The 19,640-nt window shown below is 64.5% G+C and carries 18 protein-coding genes and 1 tRNA gene; 15 read left to right on the top strand and 4 right to left on the bottom strand.

Annotation, left to right across the window (positions count from 1 at the left end; genetic code table 11):
- The first annotated feature begins 83 nt into the window (after positions 1-83).
- The gene (locus QZ709_RS13040) at positions 84-2,789 is read left to right on the top strand and encodes an HAD-IC family P-type ATPase (protein WP_294637715.1); all 2,706 of its coding nucleotides are present in this window, start codon (positions 84-86) and stop codon (positions 2,787-2,789) included.
- Positions 2,790-2,810: 21 nt separating this feature from the next.
- Here QZ709_RS13040 and QZ709_RS13035 read toward each other — a convergent pair whose 3' ends face one another.
- Entirely contained in the window at positions 2,811-4,067 is a 1,257-nt protein-coding gene (locus QZ709_RS13035; RefSeq protein WP_294637714.1) for a putative Na+/H+ antiporter, read from the bottom strand.
- Positions 4,068-4,149: 82 nt separating this feature from the next.
- On the opposite strand from QZ709_RS13035, the gene lgt reads away from it, so the two are divergent.
- Positions 4,150-4,953, top strand: a complete 804-nt coding sequence (gene lgt / locus QZ709_RS13030) for a prolipoprotein diacylglyceryl transferase (RefSeq protein ID WP_294637713.1) — start codon at positions 4,150-4,152, stop codon at positions 4,951-4,953.
- 151 nt (positions 4,954-5,104) lie between these two features.
- On the opposite strand, the gene QZ709_RS13025 is transcribed toward lgt, so the two are convergent.
- The 3 genes from QZ709_RS13025 to QZ709_RS13015 all read right to left on the bottom strand — a co-directional run bounded on the left by QZ709_RS13025 (position 5,105) and on the right by QZ709_RS13015 (position 8,348).
- Positions 5,105-5,905, bottom strand: coding sequence for an ABC transporter ATP-binding protein (locus QZ709_RS13025; RefSeq protein WP_294637712.1), 801 nt, complete (start codon positions 5,903-5,905; stop codon positions 5,105-5,107).
- Between the two features lie 28 nt (positions 5,906-5,933).
- Positions 5,934-6,869 (bottom strand): nitrate ABC transporter permease, encoded by a 936-nt coding sequence (gene ntrB / locus QZ709_RS13020; protein WP_294637711.1) that lies wholly within the window; start codon positions 6,867-6,869, stop codon positions 5,934-5,936.
- 234 nt (positions 6,870-7,103) lie between these two features.
- On the bottom strand, positions 7,104-8,348 hold the full coding sequence (locus tag QZ709_RS13015) for a CmpA/NrtA family ABC transporter substrate-binding protein (RefSeq protein ID WP_294637710.1): 1,245 nt from the start codon (positions 8,346-8,348) through the stop codon (positions 7,104-7,106).
- Between the two features lie 343 nt (positions 8,349-8,691).
- On the opposite strand from QZ709_RS13015, the gene tsaD reads away from it, so the two are divergent.
- The 13 genes from tsaD to QZ709_RS12950 form a co-directional block, all read left to right on the top strand.
- A complete protein-coding gene (tsaD, locus tag QZ709_RS13010) occupies positions 8,692-9,795 on the top strand; it encodes a tRNA (adenosine(37)-N6)-threonylcarbamoyltransferase complex transferase subunit TsaD (RefSeq protein WP_294637709.1) in 1,104 nt (367 codons plus the stop codon).
- A 222-nt stretch (positions 9,796-10,017) separates the two neighbouring features.
- Positions 10,018-10,287, top strand: coding sequence for a 30S ribosomal protein S15 (rpsO, locus tag QZ709_RS13005; protein WP_294637708.1), 270 nt, complete (start codon positions 10,018-10,020; stop codon positions 10,285-10,287).
- Positions 10,288-10,514: 227 nt separating this feature from the next.
- Positions 10,515-12,797, top strand: coding sequence for a polyribonucleotide nucleotidyltransferase (pnp, locus tag QZ709_RS13000; protein WP_294637707.1), 2,283 nt, complete (start codon positions 10,515-10,517; stop codon positions 12,795-12,797).
- Between the two features lie 11 nt (positions 12,798-12,808).
- Entirely contained in the window at positions 12,809-13,555 is a 747-nt protein-coding gene (gene tpiA / locus QZ709_RS12995) for a triose-phosphate isomerase (RefSeq protein WP_294637706.1), read from the top strand.
- Positions 13,556-13,588: 33 nt separating this feature from the next.
- Positions 13,589-13,945, top strand: coding sequence for a preprotein translocase subunit SecG (secG, locus tag QZ709_RS12990; RefSeq protein ID WP_294637705.1), 357 nt, complete (start codon positions 13,589-13,591; stop codon positions 13,943-13,945).
- A 156-nt stretch (positions 13,946-14,101) separates the two neighbouring features.
- Positions 14,102-14,186 (top strand) — tRNA-Leu (locus tag QZ709_RS12985).
- A 239-nt stretch (positions 14,187-14,425) separates the two neighbouring features.
- Positions 14,426-14,785, top strand: a complete 360-nt coding sequence (locus QZ709_RS12980) for an NADH-quinone oxidoreductase subunit A (RefSeq protein WP_294637724.1) — start codon at positions 14,426-14,428, stop codon at positions 14,783-14,785.
- A gap of 44 nt (positions 14,786-14,829) precedes the next feature.
- Complete coding sequence (locus QZ709_RS12975) at positions 14,830-15,306, top strand: NADH-quinone oxidoreductase subunit B family protein (protein WP_035035151.1); 477 nt, start codon at positions 14,830-14,832, stop codon at positions 15,304-15,306.
- Between the two features lie 13 nt (positions 15,307-15,319).
- Positions 15,320-15,928 carry an NADH-quinone oxidoreductase subunit C gene (locus QZ709_RS12970; protein WP_294637704.1) on the top strand — a complete coding sequence of 203 codons (609 nt, stop codon included), beginning with the start codon at positions 15,320-15,322 and terminating at the stop codon, positions 15,926-15,928.
- Between the two features lie 9 nt (positions 15,929-15,937).
- Positions 15,938-17,191, top strand: a complete 1,254-nt coding sequence (locus QZ709_RS12965) for an NADH-quinone oxidoreductase subunit D (protein ID WP_294637703.1) — start codon at positions 15,938-15,940, stop codon at positions 17,189-17,191.
- A 15-nt stretch (positions 17,192-17,206) separates the two neighbouring features.
- Entirely contained in the window at positions 17,207-17,692 is a 486-nt protein-coding gene (nuoE, locus tag QZ709_RS12960) for an NADH-quinone oxidoreductase subunit NuoE (RefSeq protein WP_294637702.1), read from the top strand.
- A gap of 10 nt (positions 17,693-17,702) precedes the next feature.
- Positions 17,703-19,046, top strand: coding sequence for an NADH-quinone oxidoreductase subunit NuoF (gene nuoF, locus QZ709_RS12955; protein WP_294637701.1), 1,344 nt, complete (start codon positions 17,703-17,705; stop codon positions 19,044-19,046).
- A 13-nt stretch (positions 19,047-19,059) separates the two neighbouring features.
- Positions 19,060-19,640, top strand: a 581-nt coding sequence (locus QZ709_RS12950; RefSeq protein WP_294637700.1) for a 2Fe-2S iron-sulfur cluster-binding protein, incomplete at its 3' end; no start/stop codon positions are given.

The following is a 19,640-nucleotide window of genomic DNA, read 5'->3' as shown; positions in this document are numbered from 1 at the left end:
CGCTTCGTCGCAAAGAGCCTGCCTTGAGGCCCCGCAAGTCGGGGCTCTTTTTTTGCCGGTAGCGTCCTGCAAGGAGGAGATGCATGACGAGCGAACACCTCGCGGCCACCCCCGTCGCCTGGCACGCCCTTTCGGTGGATGACGTGGTGGCCGCCTTGAGGACGGACCCAGTGCAGGGCCTGACTGGGCCGGACGTGGCGGAACGCCTGACTCGCTGCGGCGCCAATCGGTTGCCGGAAGCGCCGCGTCGGCCCGCCTGGCGACGTTTCCTGCTGCAGTTCCACAATCCGTTGATCTACGTGTTGCTCGTCGCAGGAGGGGCCACCCTGGCCCTGCAGGACCACGTCGATGCGGCAGTCATCCTCGGCGTGGTGCTCGTCAATGCCATGATCGGCTTTGTGCAGGAAGGCAAGGCGGAGCGGGCGTTGGAAGCCGTGCGCTCCATGCTGGCCGCACATGCGCTTGTCTTGCGTGACGGCGAGCGGCGGGCCATCGATGCCGGAGAGCTGGTGCCTGGCGACATCGTCTGCCTGGCCTCGGGCGACCGCGTGCCAGCCGACCTGCGGGTGCTGCGGGCCAAGGGCTTGCGTGTCAATGAAGCCGCGTTGACGGGGGAGTCCGTGCCGGTTGACAAGACGGCGGAGGCCCAAGCTGCATCGGCGCCGCTCGCCGATCGCCACGGCATGCTGCACGCCGGCACCCTTGTGGCGCAGGGTCAGGCTGTCGCGGCGGTGGTCGCGACAGGCGAGCGCACGGAGATCGGCCGCATCGGCTCGCTCGTTCGCGAAGTCGTCACGCTGGCTACCCCGCTGACCCGTCGGTTGGACCAGTTCGCACGCCAGATCACGATCTTGATCCTCGTGATCGGCGCCGCGACCTTTGCCTACGGTTACCTGGTCGCCGGTCTGGCAGCGCTGGAGGTGTTTCTCGCGGTGGTCGGGCTCGCTGTGGCCGCCATTCCGGAGGGGCTTCCCGCGGTGGTGACCATCGTGCTGGCGCTCGGCACGCGGGCCATGGCGCACGATCGCGCGGTCGTGCGCAGGTTGCCGGCGGTGGAAACGCTGGGATCGGTGTCTGTCATCTGCACGGACAAGACCGGGACCCTGACCTGCAACGAAATGAGTGCCGTGCGCCTCGTGCTGATGGATCGCACCCTGCGCGTCACCGGCACGGGGTATGCCCCCGAAGGCGCGGTCCATCAAGGCGAACGTGTTCTGGACGCGGCAGACGACCCCGCGCTGGACCACCTTGTGCGTTGCGGCCTGCTGTGCAACGACGCGCGCCTGGAGGGCGGGGCCGACGAAGGCTGGCGCGTCATCGGCGACCCGACCGAGGGGGCCCTGCTGGTGCTGGCCCGACGTGCCGGGCTGGATTCGCCGGGCGTGGAGGCCGCTTGCCCCCGCCTCGACGCCATCCCGTTCGAATCCGAACACCGTTACATGGCCACCTTGCACCACGACCACGACGGCCGGGCCTTCGTGTTGCTCAAAGGCGCACCAGAGCGCGTGCTGGCGCTGTGCACCGTGCAGGCAGACGGCACGCCGCTGGACGAGGCCTTATGGCAGCGTCGAATCGATGAGTCGGCCCGGGCCGGTGAGCGGGTTCTGGCGCTGGCCCGGTGCGAGGTCGATCCCGGCCAGGTCAGCCTGTCCCATGCCGACATCCACCGGCGTTTCACCCTGCTGGGGCTGGTCGGCCTGATCGACCCACCTCGCCCCGAAGCCAGGGCCGCCGTGGCCCGGTGTCAAGAGGCAGGCATCCGGGTCAAGATGATCACAGGAGATCATGCCGTCACGGCCGCCGCCATTGGCAAGGCACTCGGCCTGCAGGCGGATCGGGCCCTCACGGGCGACGAGATCGACGCGATGGACGACGCGATGCTGCAATCCCGCGCCAGCGAGGTCGATGTGTTTGCGCGGGCCAGTCCTGAGCACAAACTGCGGCTCATCTCCGCGCTCCAGGCGCAAGGGCAGTTCGTGGCGATGACGGGGGACGGCGTCAACGACGCCCCGGCGCTCAAGGCGGCCGACATCGGGGTGGCGATGGGCCTCAAGGGAACGGACGCGGCGCGCGAGGCCGCCGATGTGGTGCTCACGGACGACCACTTCGCCACGATTGCGCACGCTGTGCACCAGGGGCGGGTGGTGTTCGACAACATCAAGAAGTCACTGCTGTTCATGATGCCGACGAACTTCGGTGAGGCCGGGGTCATCGTGCTGGCCATTTTTGCCGGACTGGCGCTGCCGGTGACGGCGGGGCAGATCCTGTGGGTCAACACTGTCACGGCGGTGACGCTGGCGCTGGCACTGGCCTTCGAACCGGGCGAGCCCGGAGTGATGAGCCGCCCCCCGCGACTGGCTCGTGCACCCTTGATCGGAGGGGCGTTGGCCTTTCGCATGGCCTACGTGAGCGCCTTGATGGTCGCCGTCACGTTCGCCGTCTTCGAGTGGAGTCTGGCCAGTGGACACAGCCTGGAGCAGGCTCGCACGGCCGCGGTCAACATGCTGGCCCTGGGCGAAATGGTCTACCTGTTCAACGTGCGGCACTTCACCGCCCCGGCCTGGGGGCGCGAGGTGCTCCTCGGCAACCGGGTGGCGTTCGCGGTCAGCGTGGTGCTGGTCGGACTGCAGTTGGCCTTTACCTACCTGCCACCCATGCAGGCCGTCTTTCAGACCGCGCCGCTGGACCTGGCGACCTGGGCCGTCATTGTGGCCCTCGCCGTGGCGAAGTTTCTTGCCGTCGAAGCGGAGAAGGCCGTGTGGCGGGCCCGCGGCGTCACGACCATGTGAACGCCCCGCGGTGCCCTGGCTTCACAGCAGCTTGAGGCACAGCACGGCCACGAGCGTGCCGGGCAGGGCGGCCAGCAGCAGGCCACCGGCATTGATCACTTGCTCGTGGAAGCCCGCCTTGAGGATGGATGCACCGGCAGGGTTCGGTGCATTGGCGATGATCGTCAGGCCGCCGCCGCACACGGCGCCTGCCACCAGCGCGTACTTGAACTCGTCGCTCAGACCCGGCACCAGCGAACCGAGGTAGGTCAGGGCGGCGTTGTCCGTGATGGCGGTCAGCGCGGTTGCGCCGAAGAAGATGGCATCGCTGCTCATGCTCAGCAGCAGCGGCTCCAGCCACCATTGCTGCTGCCCCCCCAGTACCACCAGGCCCGCCAGGAAGAAGGCCACCAGCAAGCCTTCGCGCAGGATCAGCGGCGACTGGTAGCGCTCGTAGGCGGCCGTGAATCCGAGGAAGAACAGGAACAGCCCCATGAAGACGGCGGGGTGGTGGGCAAACACGACGATGCCGGCCAGGAAGGCCAGGTGAATCAACGTGACCAGGACGGGCGGGGTGTCTTCGCGCTTGGGGGCTGACGGACGCAGCTGGATGAACTCGCGCGCAAACAGGATGACGAGCGCGGACGCGTTGATCACAACGGCCAGTGCGGCCTTCCAGCCGAACTGGGTCAGCATGAACGACAGGTCCCAGCCCCAGGCTGAGGCCACCATCAGCACGGGCGGCGCCGCGTACGGCGTGAGCGTGCCGCCGATCGACACGTTGACGAACAGCACGCCGAGAATGCCGTACTTCAGGCGCTCCGAGATGCCGAGCTTGTAGACACCATCACGCAGCAGCAGCGCAGCCAGCGTCATGGCCGCGGGCTCGGTGATGAAGGATCCCATGAGCGGCACCGCCGACAGGATCACCAGGGTCGAGGCCATGGCACCCGGCAGCGGGATGAGGCGTGTCAGCAGGCGGGTGACCTGACCCGCGAGCAGGATCACCGGACGACTGGCCGCCGCCACCATGATCGCAAAGACGAACAGCGGCTCCGTGAAGTTGCGGGTGTCGAGGTATTGCGTCGCCTCCTGCTTGCCGAGGATGGCAAACATGAAGACCATCAGGACGAGGGCCCAGAACCCGAACACGACTTCGACTTCCGCCAGGAAGTGCCACAGCCCCGCGTGGTTCGGACGGCTGTGTGCAAGGTGCTCGAAGAACCGGGTCGAGAAGGTGTGAATCAAGGCCAGGCCAAACAGGATGGCGCCAATAAGCTGAATGGTGGTCGGGTTCATGGGCGCGATGCTAGCAGCGTATGCTGGCATCCTGCTTGCGGCTCCCCACATTCGGGCAGGCGTGATCGGTTATCGTTCGCGCATGCTGATTCACCCTCAATTCGACCCGATCGCCCTGAGCCTGGGGCCGTTGCAAGTCCACTGGTATGGGCTGACCTACCTGGTCGCGTTTACCTTGTTTTACCTGCTGGCCGTTCGCCGCGCGGCTTCCCCGGTTTTCTCCACGCGTGGATGGAACCGGCAGATGGTCGAGGACCTGCTGTTCTTCGGTGTTCTCGGCGTTGTTCTGGGTGGGCGACTGGGCTACGTCCTGTTCTACAAGCCGGGTCATTATCTGAGCCACCCCGCCGAGATCTTCGCTGTCTGGCAAGGTGGCATGGCCTTTCATGGCGGACTGCTCGGTGTGATCGCCGCCATGGCGCTGTATGCAAGACGACAAGGCCGACGTTTCTTCGAAGTGGCCGATCTGGTGGCGCCGTGCGTGCCCATCGGACTTGCGGCGGGGCGCATCGGTAACTTCATCAACGGGGAGTTGTGGGGGCGCGCAGCTGATCCGTCCTTGCCGTGGGCCATGGTCTTCCCGCAGTCCGGCACCGACCTCGCCCGTCATCCCTCCCAGCTGTACCAGTTCGGGCTGGAGGGCTTGCTGCTGTTCGCCTTGCTGTGGTGGTATGCCCGGGTGCCGCGTCCTCAGGGTGCCGTCGCGGGGGCCTTTCTGTTCGGCTACGGCACCTTCCGTTTCATCGCCGAGTACTTCCGCGAGCCGGACAGCTTTCTGGGCCTGCTGGCCATGAACATGAGCATGGGGCAATGGCTGTGCGTCCCCATGATCGTGCTGGGCGCCCTGTTCTGGGGCATGGCAAAAAAAGACGCCTTCCGGTCCTGAAACCGGAAGGCGTGAAGAGGTCTGTGGCATTTTCGCGGACCACTGACCCCCGCTGAGGAAGACCGCCTGGCTCTGGCGAATCAAGCGGTCTCGTTTGATAAAGCAGGAGCTGTGCCAGCTTTGCGTCCCCAGCGGTGGGCCGGTCAGGCCCTCACGCTGCCTCTTTCTGGGGCGCACCGTGGCGCGTGTACAGGAAGTCGAGCACCGCCTTGCGGCAGTGCATGTAAGTGGCGTCCTCGGCCAGTTCGACCCGGTTGCGTGGCCGGGCCAGCGGCACCTCCAGCACCTCGCCGATGGTGGCGGCAGGGCCGTTGGTCATCATCACGATGCGGTCCGACAGCAACACCGCCTCGTCCACATCGTGCGTGACCATCACCACCGTGCTCTTGGTGCGCGCCACGATCTTCAGCAATTCATCCTGCAGGTGGGCGCGGGTCAGGGCGTCCAGCGCGCCGAAGGGCTCGTCCATCAACAGCACCTTGGGCTCCATCGCCAACGCCCGGGCGATTCCCACCCGCTGCTTCATACCGCCCGAGATTTCGTTGGGGCGCTTCTGAGTGGCGTGCGCCATGTTCACCAGTTCCAGCGCCGCCTGGGTGCGGGCCTTCAGTTGCGCCTTGCTTTCCTTGGCGCCGAACACGCGCTCGACCGCCAGGTAGACGTTGTCGAAGCAGGTCAGCCACGGCAGCAGCGAGTGGTTCTGGAACACCATGGCCCGCTCCGGGCCCGGCCCTGCAATCTCCTTGTTGTCGCAGATCAGGCCGCCCTCGCTGGGCAGCAGCAGGCCGGCAATCAGGTTGAGCAGGGTCGACTTGCCGCAGCCCGAGTGACCGATCAGGGCGATGAACTCCCCCTTCTCGATGCCCAGGTTGATGTCGCGCAGTGCGTGAAAGCGGCCCTTCTTCGTGTTGAACACCATCTCGGCGTTGCGGATGTCGATGAAGTGGGACATGACGGACTCCTTGTGATGGTGAGGTGGCTTACTCGAAGCTGAAGCGCTTGGCGATGGAGACCAGCGCCTGTTCCAGCAGCAGGCCCACAATGCCGATCACGAAGATCGCGATGATGATGTGCTGCACATTGAGGTTGTTCCACTCGTCCCAGACCCAGAAGCCGATGCCCACGCCACCGGTCAGCATCTCGGCCGCGACGATCACCAGCCAGGCCGTGCCCACCGACAGGCGCACACCGGTCAGCATGTAGGGCAGCACAGAGGGGAACAGGATCTTGGTGACGACCTTCCACTCGCTCAGGTTCAGCACCTTGGCGACGTTCAGGTAGTCCTCGGGCACACGTTGCACGCCCACGGCGGTGTTGATGATCATCGGCCAGATCGAGCAGATGAAGATCGTCCAGATGGCGGCCGGGTCAGCCGACTTGAACACGAGCAGGCCGATCGGCAGCCAGGCCAGCGGCGACACCGGTCGCAGCAGGCTGATGATCGGGTTCAGCATGCTGCCGATGATCTTGGAGCGTCCGATGATGAACCCCATCGGGATGCCGACCAGCGCGGCGAGACCGAAGCCCATCGCCACGCGCTTGAGCGAAAACAGGATGTTCCAGCCGATGCCCTGGTCATTCGGGCCGTTGCTGTAGAACGGGTCGGCAAACAGATCGACCGCAGCGTGCCAGGTGGCCAGCGGCGTCGGGAAGTTGCCGCCCTTCATCGTCAGCAGGGCCCACACGCCGATCAGCACCGCCAGGCCCGCCATGGGCGACAGCACCTTGAGCAGCCAGGCGCTCCAGTCGATCGGAGCGCGCGGCGTGGCAGGTTGGGGGCGGGCCGCAGGGGCGGAAGCCGACGTGGTGGCGGAAGTCATGGGTGAGGCAGAAAACGGAGAAGCGGTGGAGGCAGCCTTGTCGGCACGCAGCGCGTCGCTGGCGTCCGATGGGCTGTGAAAGACGGCGCTGACCATGTCGGGCTCCTGAAGTCGAAAGGGCGAAAGAGGGTGGCGGGGCAGGCGCAAGGCCTGCCCGACCGACGTCTGCATCGGTGAACAAAGGTCATCGCCGCCATCCATCATGTGGATGTCCTGGTCCTTGCCTGTTCTGCAAGTCTGGCGCCATCTTGGGCGCGGCGTGGCCGGTCTCAGCGGGGTTCAGTGTGTGCGGGTGACGTCGTATCGGGCAGGTTGCACGCAACCGGTGGCTCAGGCCTTGAGCTTGAAACTGTCGGCGTACTTCTTCGGATCCTTGCCGTCCCAGATCACGCCGTCGATCATCTTGCTCGTGCGCATCACATCCTTCGGCACGCTGACACCCACGCCGCTGGCTGCCTGCTTGTACAGATCGATCTTGTTGACCTGTTTGGCAACGGCCAGGTAATCGGGGTGATCCTTCAGCAGGCCCCAGCGCTTGTGTTGCGTCAGGAACCACATGCCGTCGCTCAGGTACGGGAAGTTGACCTTCCCGTCATTGAAGAACTTCATGTGATTCGGGTCATCCCAGGTCTTGCCCAGACCGTTCTGGTAGCGACCCAGAATGCGCTGGTTGATGGCGTCCACGCCGGTGTTCACATACGATTTCGCGGCGATGGTCTCTGCCATTTTCAGCTTGTTCTGCAGGCCGGCGTCGATCCACTTGCCGGCCTCCAGGATGGCCATCATCACGGCACGCGCGGTGTTGGGGTACTTCTGCACGAACTCGTCCGTGCAACCCAGCACCTTTTCGGGGTGGTCCTGCCAGATGTCCTGCGTGGTCACGGCCGTGATGCCGATACCGTCCATGATGGCGCGGTGCCCCCACGGCTCGCCAACGCAGTAGCCATCCATATTGCCCACGCGCATGTTGGCCACCATCTGCGGCGGCGGCACGGTGATCACCTTGGCATCCTTCAGCGGGTTGATGCCGTAGGACGCCAGCCAGTAGTAAAGCCACATGGCATGGGTGCCGGTCGGGAAAGTCTGCGCGAAGGTGTACTCCCGCTTCTCGGCGGTCATCAGCTTGGCCAGCGATGCGCCATCCACCGCCTTCTTGTCGGCCAGCGCCTTCGACAGTGTGATGGCCTGCCCGTTGTGGTTCAGGCTCATCAGCACGGCCATGTCCTTCTTCGGCCCGCCGATGCCCAGGTGCACGCCGTACACCAGCCCGTACAGCACGTGTGCCATGTGCAGGTCGCCGTTCACCAGCTTGTCGCGCACCCCGGCCCACGAAGCTTCCTTGGTCGGCACGATCTTGATGCCGTATTTCTTGTCGAAGCCCAGCACGGAGGCCATCACCACCGAGGCGCAGTCGGTCAACGGAATGAAGCCGATCTTGACCTCCTCCAACTCCGGCTTGTCCGAGCCGGCGGCCCAGACGGCCGACTGCAGCCCGGGCACGACGCCGACGGCGCCCGCTGCGGCGGCCGTTTTGAGGATGGAGCGGCGGCTCATCTTGTGATCCTGCGAGTTCATGGTGCGATGCTTTCCCGTGTTGAAAAACAAAAAAGGTGCCGTCGCCAGACCATTGCGCACGCACACTGATCTGTCGATGACACCTTTGTCGGAAGCCCGGGGTCCGACACTGGACACCCGAGACAGCCCAGATCGCCGTTGATCTGGAAGTGCCGTCTTTCATGCAAAGGGTGTGCCAGCGTGAATGTGCGTCATCGCACGCCCGCGCGCCCTCTGGGTGGTCCTTGCTGGTGCCTGCCGGCTCCATCGCAGCACCAAAGCGGGGGCGCGGTCGGCCGAGATGGGGCGCCGGCACAGAAACGGGGCGGCCATGCAGGTTGCGGTGGGCCACTAAACTGACGGGATGTCAGAACGAGTCAGCCCGTCCCTCAAAGCGTCCTCTCCCGCCCGCCTGATTCTTGGGGTGGAATCTTCCTGTGATGAAACGGGGGTGGCGCTTGTTGCTCTGCCGGAGGATGGCGCGCCTCGCCTTCTGGCCCATGCTCTGCACAGCCAGATCGACATGCATCAGGCCTATGGCGGTGTGGTGCCCGAGCTGGCCTCGCGCGACCACATCCGCCGCGTCGTCCCACTGACCCGCCAGGTTATGGCCGCAGCCGGCCACGCGATGGATGACGTGGACGTGGTGGCTTACACCCGAGGGCCCGGTCTGGCGGGTGCGCTGCTGGTGGGGGCGGGCATGGCCTGCGCGCTCGGCGTGGCACTGGACCGCCCCCTTCTGGGCGTCCATCACCTGGAAGGGCACCTGCTGTCGCCCTTCCTGTCCGCCGATCCTCCGTGTTTTCCGTTCGTGGCCTTGCTGGTTTCCGGCGGGCACACCCAGTTGATGCGGGTAGACGGTGTCGGGCAGTACACCTTGCTCGGGGAAACCGTCGACGACGCGGCAGGAGAGGCCTTCGACAAGTCCGCCAAGCTGATGGGCCTGCCTTACCCGGGGGGGCCGCATCTGGCACGGCTGGCGGAGGGCGGGCGAAGTGATGCGTTCGAGCTGCCGCGTCCGATGCTGCACAGCGGCAACCTCGACTTCTCGTTTGCCGGCCTGAAAACCGCCGTGCGCACCCATTTGGTGCGTCTTGGCTGGCTGGACAATGCGCCGGCGCTGGCCGATCCTCGGCATCACGCTTTGCTGTCCGACCTGGCTGCGTCCACGCAGGCTGCCATCGTCGAGGTGCTGCTGAAGAAATCCCTGGCGGCCTTGAAGCACACCGGGTTGAAACGCCTGGTGGTGGCGGGTGGAGTGGGGGCGAACCGGCTGCTGCGCACGCAGATGGATTTGGCCTGTGGACGGCGAGGCGTCCGGGTGCACTATCCGGAGATGCACCTGTGCACCGACAACGGCGCGATGATCGCCCTCGCCGCCGCCATGCGTTTGCAGACGGGGCAGGCGAGCCTCAGTCGGGAGCCGTCGTTCGATGTGCGGCCGCGGTGGGACCTCGCCGCGATCTGACTGCGCTGCCGTCGCCGGTCGATCAGCAAGTGGTCAGCCTGCGTGTGCCTGTGCTAATATCTCGGGCTTGGTATGCCTGAGTCCAGGCATGTCATATCGCACGGCCCGGGTCGGTTTCACCTGGAGTCCGCAAGTCCAACGCCGAAACCGGGGCATGGGTGCGTCAGCCACACGCCGCGTCCATGGTGCCGGCCAGGCATTTCGCATCGAACTGGAAACACCATGTCCGTCGCCGACATCAACAAGGCCGAGATCATCAAGGCCAACGCCCGTGGCCAAGCCGACACCGGCTCTCCTGAAGTGCAGGTTGCTCTGCTGACCGCCCGTATCAACGAGCTGACCCCCCACTTCAAGGCCAACAAGAAGGACCACCACGGTCGTCGCGGCCTGCTGCGCATGGTCAGCCGCCGTCGCAAGCTGCTCGATTACCTCAAGGGCAAGGATTTCGACCGTTACGCCGCCCTGATCCAGAAGCTGGGCCTGCGCAAGTAATCAGCGCATGACGACAAAAAGCCTGTCTGGACTGCCCAGCACAGGCTTTTTGTTTTTTCACGCCAGGCACTCGACTCAAGCGACCGCTGTGTCATTCCAACGAGGCTGAGCTGCCCCTACGGGTGGCGTCCGCCGCTTCCAGCCCCGCTGGAATGGCATCGCGAACGAGTGAAGGCACAACAAAACGCCCGTCCCATGTGGGTTCGGGCACATCGGAGATCTCATCCATGACCATGTTCAACAAAGTCACCAAGACCTTCCAGTGGGGCGGCCGTACCGTCACCATGGAGACCGGTGAAATCGCCCGTCAGGCCACCGGCGCCGTCCTGGTCGACATCGAAGGCACCGTGGTGCTGGCCACCGTCGTGTGCGCCAAGAACGCAAAGCCTGGCCAGGATTTCTTCCCCCTGACCGTCGACTACATCGAGAAGACCTACGCCGCCGGCAAGATCCCTGGCAGCTTCTTCAAGCGTGAAGCCAAGCCCTCCGAGCTCGAAACCCTGACCTCGCGTCTGATCGACCGCCCGATCCGCCCGCTGTTCCCTGAAGGCTTCTTCAACGAAGTGCAGCTGGTCATCCACGTGGTGTCGCTGAACCCCGAGGTGTCGGCCGACATCGCCGCCATGATCGCCTCCAGTGCGGCACTGTCGATCTCGGGCATCCCGTTCAACGGCCCGATCGGTGCCGCCCGCGTGGGCTACATCAACGGCGAGTACGTGCTGAACCCCAGCCCCTCGCAGATGGCCGAGTCCAAGATGGACCTGATCGTCGCCGGCACCGAAACCGCCGTGCTGATGGTCGAATCCGAAGCCGACCAGCTGTCTGAAGACGTGATGCTGGGCGGCGTGGTGTTCGGTCACGAGCAGGGTGGTGTGGCGATCAACGCCATCCACGAACTGGTGCGCGACGCAGGCAAGCCCGCCTGGGATTGGCAGCCGCCCGCGAAGGACGAAGACTTCATCGCCAAGGTCAACGCCCTGGCTGAAGGCCCGTTGCGCGCCGCCTACCAGATCCGCTCCAAGCAGGCCCGCACCCAGGCCTGCCGCGCCGCCTACGCCGACGTGAAGGCCGCCCTGACCGCCGAAGGCATCGAATTCGACGGCGTCAAGGTCGAAGGTCTGCTGTTCGACATCGAAGCCAAGATCGTCCGCAGCCAGATCCTGGCCGGTGAGCCCCGCATCGACGGCCGCGACACCCGCACCGTGCGCCCCATCGAGATCCGCACTGGCGTGCTGCCGCGTGTGCACGGCTCGGCCCTGTTCACCCGTGGTGAAACCCAGGCCCTGGTCATCGCCACCCTCGGCACGGAGCAGGATGCCCAGCGCATCGACGCCCTGACCGGTGACTTCCGCGACACCTTCCTGTTCCACTACAACATGCCTCCGTTCGCCACCGGCGAAACGGGTCGTGTCGGCAGCCCCAAGCGCCGCGAAATCGGCCACGGCCGCCTGGCCAAGCGCGCCCTGGTGCCGCTGCTGCCCCCGAAGGACGAGTTCGCCTACACCGTGCGCGTGGTCTCGGAAATCACCGAGTCCAACGGCTCGTCGTCGATGGCTTCGGTCTGCGGTGGCTGCCTGGCCATGATGGATGCCGGCGTGCCGATGAAGGCCCACGTGGCCGGCATCGCCATGGGCCTGATCAAAGAGGGCAACAAGTTCGCCGTCCTGACCGACATCCTGGGTGACGAAGATCACCTCGGCGACATGGACTTCAAGGTGGCTGGCACCACCGCCGGTGTGACCGCCCTGCAGATGGACATCAAGATCCAGGGCATCACCAAGGAGATCATGCAGGTGGCACTGGCTCAGGCCAAGGAAGCCCGTCTGCACATCCTGGGCAAGATGACCGAAGCCATGGCGGGCGCCAACACCGAGGTGTCCGAGTTCGCCCCGCGCCTCTACACCGTCAAGATCAACCCCGAGAAGATCCGTGACCTGATCGGCAAGGGCGGCGCCACCATCCGTGGCCTGTGCGAAGAGACCGGTTGCCAGATCAACATCGCGGAGGACGGCACCGTCACGGTGGCCTCGGCCGACACGGCCAAGGCTGACGAGGCCCTGCGCCGCATCGCCGAGATCACCGCTGAAGTCGAAATCGGCGCCGTGTATGAAGGCCCGGTCACCAAGCTGTTCGACTTCGGTGCCCTGGTGAACCTGCTGCCGGGCAAGGACGGTCTGCTGCACATCAGCCAGATCGCCCACGAGCGCGTCGAGAAGGTCTCTGATTACCTGACCGAAGGTCAGATGGTCAAGGTCAAGGTCCTCGAGACCGACGAGAAGGGCCGCATCAAGCTGTCCATGAAGGCCCTGCTGGAGCGTCCGGAAGGCATGCCTGAGCGCGAAGAGCGTGGTGAGCGCCGTGACCGTGGTGACCGTGGTGACCGCGGCGAGCGCCGTGACCGCGGTGGTGACCGTGGCGAGCGCCGCGAGCGCGCCCCCCGTGCCGAGCAGCAGTTCTCCGACGCCCCCCAGGGCAACGGTGACGAGCAGGCCCAACAGCAACAACAGTGATCCGTCAGGCCATGAAGAAGCTGGTTGTTGGTAACTGGAAGATGCACGGCTCGCGTGCATCCAATGCCGAACTGATCCAGGGCTTGCTGGCCTCGGATCTGGCCACCACGGCACCGCGCGCCGACGTGGCCGTGTGCCCGCCCTTCGTGTACCTGGCCGACGTTGCCGCCGCGCTGCAAGGCAGTGCCATCGGCGTCGGAAGCCAGGACATCTCCGTGCAGGCGCAAGGTGCCTACACGGGCGAAGTGGCGGGGCCGATGTTGCGGGACGTCGGGGCCACCTACGCCATCGTGGGTCACTCCGAGCGCCGCAGCTACCACGCGGAAAGCGACCAGCTCGTGGCCGACAAGGCGCGTGCGGCGCTGTCCCATGGTCTGATCCCCATCGTCTGTGTCGGCGAAACGCTGGCCGAGCGCGAGGCAGGGCAGACCGAAGCGGTGGTGGGGCGCCAGCTCCAGGCTGTCATCGACACGCTGGGGGCCGATCTGGCTCGCATCGTGGTGGCTTACGAGCCCGTCTGGGCCATCGGCACCGGCAAGACGGCCTCTCCCGAGCAGGCGCAGGCTGTGCACGCCTCCTTGCGTGCGCAGTTGAAGTCGGCCCGCAGTGAGGCTGCTGTCGTGCCGCTGCTCTATGGTGGTTCGGTCAAGCCCGACAACGCAGCCCAGCTGTTTGCCCAACCTGATATTGATGGCGGTCTGATTGGCGGCGCCGCGCTGAAGGCAGCGGATTTCGCAGCCATCGCGCGTGCGGCCTGAATCGGCCCCTGACCCTCACAGGAGTTTTTGTTCATGCAACAAGCTTTGATGACCGTGGTGCTGTTGCTCCAGGTCGTGTCCGCTCTGGCCATGATCGGCCTGGTGCTGGTTCAGCACGGCAAGGGTGCCGACATGGGTGCCTCGTTCGGCAGTGGTGCGTCGGGCAGCCTGTTCGGTGCCACCGGCAGCGCCAATTTCCTGTCTCGCTCCACCGCGGTGGCCGCGACCATCTTCTTCAGCACGACGCTGGGCCTAGCTTACTTCGGCAACCTGCGCGGCCCCGTGACCGAAGCCCCGTCGGTGCTCGAGCAGCCTGCCAGCGCTGCAGCGCCTGCGCCGGTCGCGTCGCCTGCCTCGGCGTCGGGTGCTGCCTTGATTCCGACGAAGTGACAAGTGTCTCGTCGCAGGCGTTCGTTTGACACCAAAGTTGAATGACGCCTTCAAGCGAGCAGGTTTTTCGGTTTAGAATAGAAGTCTTCGGTGAGCAAACCTCATGCAATCCGAACGAGTGACGAACAAAGATCGGGCTGTCATCCAGTCCGTTTGGCCGACGTGGTGAAATTGGTAGACACGCTATCTTGAGGGGGTAGTGGCGAAAGCTGTGCGAGTTCGAGTCTCGCCGTCGGCACCATGAGATCAACAGACACTTGTGCCAACCCTCATGATCAGCTCCGGTCGTCCCCATCAAGCTGATCATCTGGAAGTGGGTGCCGTCTTTCGGGGTGGCATCGGTGCAAAGTGTCCGGGAAGGCGCGCTGTGGTTGACATTGAACCGGTTCAGGATCGGTTCTCGTCAAGCCTGGCGCGCCTTTTGTTTTGTCCGCGTGATTCAATCGCGCGTCCGGTTCACACAAAGAGGCAAGAGTCATGATGGACATCGCGCAGTATCTGCCAGTCATCCTTTTCATCTTGGTTGGCGTCGGCGTTGGCGTTGCGCCACAGTTGCTGGGCTTTCTGCTGGGCCCCCGTCGTCCGGACCCCGAAAAGAACTCGCCTTATGAATGCGGCTTCGAGGCTTTCGAAGACGCGCGGATGAAGTTCGATGTGCGCTACTACCTGGTGGCCATCCTCTTCATTCTGTTCGACCTCGAAATCGCATTCCTGTTCCCCTGGGCCGTGGCCCTGAAGGAAGTGGGCATGGTCGGTTTCGCGGCCATCATGTTGTTCCTGGGCATCCTCGTCGTCGGCTTTGCCTACGAATGGAAGAAGGGCGCACTGGACTGGGAGTGATCCGGTCGTCGCGTCAACACACAGGAATCTGAAGAGGTATTGCTATGGGTATCGAAGGCGTCTTCAAAGAGGGCTTCATCACCACCTCGGCTGACACGCTGATCAACTGGTCCAAGACCGGTTCGCTGTGGCCGATGACATTTGGTCTGGCCTGCTGTGCGGTCGAGATGATGCACGCCGGTGCGGCGCGCTATGACATCGACCGCTTCGGCATGCTGTTCCGTCCCAGCCCGCGCCAGTCCGACCTGATGATCGTGGCCGGCACGCTGTGCAACAAGATGGCACCGGCACTGCGCAAGGTGTACGACCAGATGGCCGAACCCCGCTGGGTGCTGTCCATGGGCTCGTGCGCCAATGGCGGCGGCTATTACCACTACAGCTACTCGGTCGTGCGCGGCTGCGACCGCATCGTGCCGGTCGATGTCTATGTCCCGGGCTGTCCGCCGACGGCCGAGGCGCTGCTCTACGGCATCCTGCAACTGCAGGCCAAGATCCGCCGCGAAAACACCATTGCCCGCTGACCGGAGCCTGCACATGAGCAAACTGGACACCCTGCAGGCTGCCCTGCAAAACGTGCTGGGCGACAAGATCAAGCGCCTGGTTGCCGACCGTGGCGAGCTGACGATCACCGTGTCGGCCGCCGATTACCTGGACGTGGCCCGCACCCTGCGCGACCACGCTGACCTGCGTTTTGAACAGCTGCAGGATCTCTGCGGCATGGACTGGTCCGCCTACAAGGATGGCGCCGAGTCCATCTACGCCGACGGTCCTCGCTTCGGTGTCGTGTTGCACCTGCTGTCGATCAGCAAGAACTGGCGCGTCCGTGTGAAGACCTTTGCGCCGGATGACGACTTCCCCGTGCTGGCCTCGCTTTGTGACGTCTGGAACGGTGTGAACTGGTTCGAGCGCGAAGCCTTCGACCTGTACGGCATCGTGTTCGACGGCCACACCGATCTGCGTCGCATCCTGACCGACTACGGCTTCATCGGCCACCCGTTCCGCAAGGACTTCCCGACCACGGGCCACGTCGAGATGCGCTACGACCCCGAGCAGAAGCGCGTGATCTACCAGCCCGTCACCATCGAGCAGCGCGAGATCACCCCGCGCATCATCCGCGAAGACAACTACGGTGGTCTCCACTGAGCACGAGCCATGGCAGAGATCAAGAACTACACCCTGAACTTCGGTCCTCAGCACCCGGCAGCCCACGGCGTGCTGCGTCTGGTGCTCGAGCTGGACGGCGAAGTCATCCAGCGCGCCGACCCTCACATCGGCCTGCTGCACCGCGCCACTGAAAAGCTGGCCGAGTCCAAGACCTTCATCCAGTCGCTGCCCTACATGGACCGCCTGGACTACGTCTCGATGATGTGCAACGAGCACGCCTACTGCCTGGCCATCGAGAAGATGCTTGGCATCGAGGTGCCCGAGCGCGCGCAGTACATCCGCGTGATGTTCTCCGAGATCACCCGTGTGCTGAACCACCTGCTGTGGCTGGGCTGTCACGGGTTCGATTGCGGTGCGATGAACATCCTCATCTACTGCTTCCGCGAGCGCGAGGACCTGTTCGACATGTACGAGGCGGTGTCGGGCGCGCGCATGCACGCGGCCTACTTCCGTCCGGGTGGCGTCTACCGCGACCTGCCGGATTCGATGCCGCAGTACAAGGTCAGCAAGATCAAGAACGCGAAGACCATTGCCAAGCTCAACGAGAACCGTCAGGGCTCGCTGCTGGACTTCATCGATGACTTCACCCAGCGCTTCCCCAAGCTGGTGGACGAATACGAAACGCTGCTGACCGACAACCGCATCTGGAAGCAGCGTACCGTCGGCATCGGCGTGGTCACCCCCGAGCGCGCCCTGCAGATGGGCCTGTCGGGCGCCATGCTGCGTGGCTCGGGCATCGTGTGGGACCTGCGCAAGCACCAGCCCTACGACGTCTACGACAAGGTCGATTTCGACATCCCCATCGGCAAGAACGGTGACTGCTACGACCGTTATCTGGTCCGCGTGGAAGAGTTGCGTCAGTCCAACCGCATCATCAAGCAGTGCGTGGACTGGCTGCGTGCCAACCCGGGGCCGGTCATCACCGACAACCACAAGGTTGCTCCGCCGTCGCGCGTGCAGATGAAAACCTCGATGGAAGAGCTGATCCACCACTTCAAGCTCTTCACCGAAGGTTTCCACGTGCCCGAGTCCGAGGCCTATGCCGCGGTCGAGCACCCGAAGGGCGAGTTCGGCATCTACCTGGTGTCCGATGGCGCCAACAAGCCCTACCGCCTGAAGATCCGTGCCCCCGGCTTCCCCCACCTCGCCGCCCTCGACGAGATGAGCCGTGGCCACATGCTGGCCGACGCCGTGGCCATCATCGGCACGATGGACATCGTGTTCGGTGAAATCGACCGCTAAGTGACCGACCTACCCATGCTCAGCGAACAAACCAAAGCGCGGTTCGACCGCGAACTCGCCAAGTACCCGGCTGACCAGCGCGTGTCGGCGGTCATGGCTTGCCTGGCCATCATCCAGCAGGAACGTGGCTGGGTCTCGCCGGAGAGCGAACAGGAAGTGGCTGACTACATCGGCATGCCCGCGATGGCCGTGCACGAGGTCACCACCTTCTACAACATGTACAACCAGAAGCCCGTTGGTCAGTTCAAGATCAACGTGTGCACCAACCTGCCTTGCCAGCTGCGCGATGGCCAGAAGGCCCTTCAGCACCTGTGCGACAAGCTCGGCGTGGAAGACGGCGGCACCACCGCCGATGGCCTGTTCACCATCCAGCACTGCGAGTGTCTGGGTGCCTGCGCCGATGCGCCGGTGGCCTTGGTCAACGATCGCCAGATGGTGAGCTTCATGAGCAACGAGAAGCTGGACCAGCTGATCGACGTGCTCAAGGCCAACGCCAAGTGAGGTGAAAGACATGCTCGACCTCTCTCAATTCCAGGCGACCGGCGCAGAGACCTGCTTCCACGGCCGCCACATCAACCCCCAGATCTACGCCGATCTGAACGGCGCCAACTGGAGCCTGAAGGACTATGAAGCACGTGGCGGCTATGCCGCGTTGCGCAAGATCCTGGGCAAGGATGGCGGTGAAGGCCTGACGCAGGATCAGGTGATCGCCGAAGTGAAGGCCTCCGGCCTGCGGGGTCGCGGCGGCGCCGGCTTCCCGACCGGCCTGAAGTGGAGCTTCATGCCGCGCGCCTTCCCGGGCCAGAAGTACCTGGTCTGCAACTCCGACGAAGGTGAGCCGGGCACGGCCAAGGACCGCGAGATCCTGCGCCACAACCCGCACATCGTCATCGAAGGCATGGCCATCGCCGCCTACGCGATGGGGATCTCGGTGGGTTTCAACTACATCCACGGCGAGATCTTCGAGGTCTACGAGCGCTTCGAGGCCGCCCTGGAAGAGGCCCGCGCCGCCGGCTACCTCGGCGACAACATCATGGGCAGCAACTTCAGCTTCCAGCTGCACGCGCACCATGGCTTCGGCGCCTACATCTGCGGCGAGGAAACCGCCCTGATCGAGTCGATCGAAGGCAAGAAGGGCCAGCCCCGCTTCAAGCCGCCTTTCCCGGCGAGCTTCGGCGTCTACGGCAAGCCCACCACGATCAACAACACGGAAACGTTCGCGGCCGTTCCCTGGATCATCCGCAACGGCGGCGAGGCCTTCCTGGCCGTGGGCAAGCCCAACAACGGCGGCACCAAGCTGTTCACCGTGTCGGGCGATGTGGAGCGTCCGGGCAACTACGAGATCCCGCTGGGCACGCCGTTCTCGACGCTGCTCGAACTGTGCGGCGGCGTGCGTGGCGGCAAGAAGCTCAAGGCCGTGATCCCCGGTGGCTCGTCGTCGCCCGTGATCCCGGCGCACATCATGATGGAGTGCACGATGGACTATGACTCCATCGCCAAGGCCGGCTCGATGCTGGGCTCGGGCGCCGTCATCGTGATGGACGAGACCCGCTGCATGGTCAAGAGCCTGCAACGCCTGTCCTACTTCTACATGCACGAGTCCTGCGGCCAGTGCACGCCGTGCCGCGAAGGCACGGGCTGGCTGTGGCGCATGGTCGATCGCATCGAGCGTGGCGAGGGCCGCCCCGAAGACATCGACCTGCTGAACTCGGTGGCCGACAACATCCAGGGTCGCACGATCTGTGCGCTGGGTGATGCCGCCGCCATGCCGGTGCGCGCGTTCATCAAGCACTACCGCGATGAGTTCGTGCACCACATCGAACACAAGACCTGCATGGTCCCGGCCTACATCTGAGCGGGAAACACCGATGGTTGAAATCGAAATCGACGGACAGAAAGTCCAGTGCCAGGAAGGCAGCATGGTGATGCATGCGGCCGAACAGCACGGTACCTACATCCCGCACTTCTGCTACCACAAGAAGCTCTCGATCGCGGCGAACTGCCGCATGTGTCTCGTGGACATCGAGAAGGCGCCCAAGCCGATGCCGGCCTGCGCGACCCCGGTCACGCAGGGCATGATCGTGCGCACCAAGAGCGAGAAAGCCATCAAGGCCCAGCAGGGCGTGATGGAGTTCCTGCTGATCAACCACCCGCTGGACTGCCCGATCTGCGACCAGGGCGGTGAGTGTCAGCTGCAGGATCTGGCCGTAGGCTACGGTGGCTCCTCGTCCCGCTACAACGAAGAAAAGCGCGTCGTCTTCAAGAAGGACGTCGGCCCGCTGATCTCGATGGAAGAGATGAGCCGCTGCATCCAGTGCACCCGTTGCGTGCGCTTCGGCCAGGAAGTGGCCGGCGTGATGGAACTGGGCATGCAGCACCGCGGCGAGCACTCCGAGATCGCGACCTTTGTCGGCCGCTCGATCGATTCGGAACTGTCGGGCAACATGAT

Source organism: uncultured Aquabacterium sp. (genome assembly GCF_913773725.1).
Lineage (GTDB): Bacteria > Pseudomonadota > Gammaproteobacteria > Burkholderiales > Burkholderiaceae_C > Aquabacterium.
The sequence above is the reverse complement of the archived record's forward strand: the minus strand, read 5'-3'. Positions and strand labels throughout refer to the sequence as shown.

Excerpts from the sequence above, each read along its gene's own strand:
- QZ709_RS13040 (WP_294637715.1), top strand. The coding sequence starts at position 84 with ATGACGAGCGAACACCTCGCGGCCACCCCCGTCGCCTGGCACGCCCTT.
- QZ709_RS13035 (WP_294637714.1), bottom strand. The coding sequence starts at position 4,067 with ATGAACCCGACCACCATTCAGCTTATTGGCGCCATCCTGTTTGGCCTG.
- lgt (WP_294637713.1), top strand. The coding sequence starts at position 4,150 with ATGCTGATTCACCCTCAATTCGACCCGATCGCCCTGAGCCTGGGGCCG.
- QZ709_RS13025 (WP_294637712.1), bottom strand. The coding sequence starts at position 5,905 with ATGTCCCACTTCATCGACATCCGCAACGCCGAGATGGTGTTCAACACG.
- ntrB (WP_294637711.1), bottom strand. The coding sequence starts at position 6,869 with ATGGTCAGCGCCGTCTTTCACAGCCCATCGGACGCCAGCGACGCGCTG.
- QZ709_RS13015 (WP_294637710.1), bottom strand. The coding sequence starts at position 8,348 with ATGAACTCGCAGGATCACAAGATGAGCCGCCGCTCCATCCTCAAAACG.
- tsaD (WP_294637709.1), top strand. The coding sequence starts at position 8,692 with ATGTCAGAACGAGTCAGCCCGTCCCTCAAAGCGTCCTCTCCCGCCCGC.
- rpsO (WP_294637708.1), top strand. The coding sequence starts at position 10,018 with ATGTCCGTCGCCGACATCAACAAGGCCGAGATCATCAAGGCCAACGCC.
- pnp (WP_294637707.1), top strand. The coding sequence starts at position 10,515 with ATGACCATGTTCAACAAAGTCACCAAGACCTTCCAGTGGGGCGGCCGT.
- tpiA (WP_294637706.1), top strand. The coding sequence starts at position 12,809 with ATGAAGAAGCTGGTTGTTGGTAACTGGAAGATGCACGGCTCGCGTGCA.
- secG (WP_294637705.1), top strand. The coding sequence starts at position 13,589 with ATGCAACAAGCTTTGATGACCGTGGTGCTGTTGCTCCAGGTCGTGTCC.
- QZ709_RS12980 (WP_294637724.1), top strand. The coding sequence starts at position 14,426 with ATGGACATCGCGCAGTATCTGCCAGTCATCCTTTTCATCTTGGTTGGC.
- QZ709_RS12975 (WP_035035151.1), top strand. The coding sequence starts at position 14,830 with ATGGGTATCGAAGGCGTCTTCAAAGAGGGCTTCATCACCACCTCGGCT.
- QZ709_RS12970 (WP_294637704.1), top strand. The coding sequence starts at position 15,320 with ATGAGCAAACTGGACACCCTGCAGGCTGCCCTGCAAAACGTGCTGGGC.
- QZ709_RS12965 (WP_294637703.1), top strand. The coding sequence starts at position 15,938 with ATGGCAGAGATCAAGAACTACACCCTGAACTTCGGTCCTCAGCACCCG.
- nuoE (WP_294637702.1), top strand. The coding sequence starts at position 17,207 with ATGCTCAGCGAACAAACCAAAGCGCGGTTCGACCGCGAACTCGCCAAG.
- nuoF (WP_294637701.1), top strand. The coding sequence starts at position 17,703 with ATGCTCGACCTCTCTCAATTCCAGGCGACCGGCGCAGAGACCTGCTTC.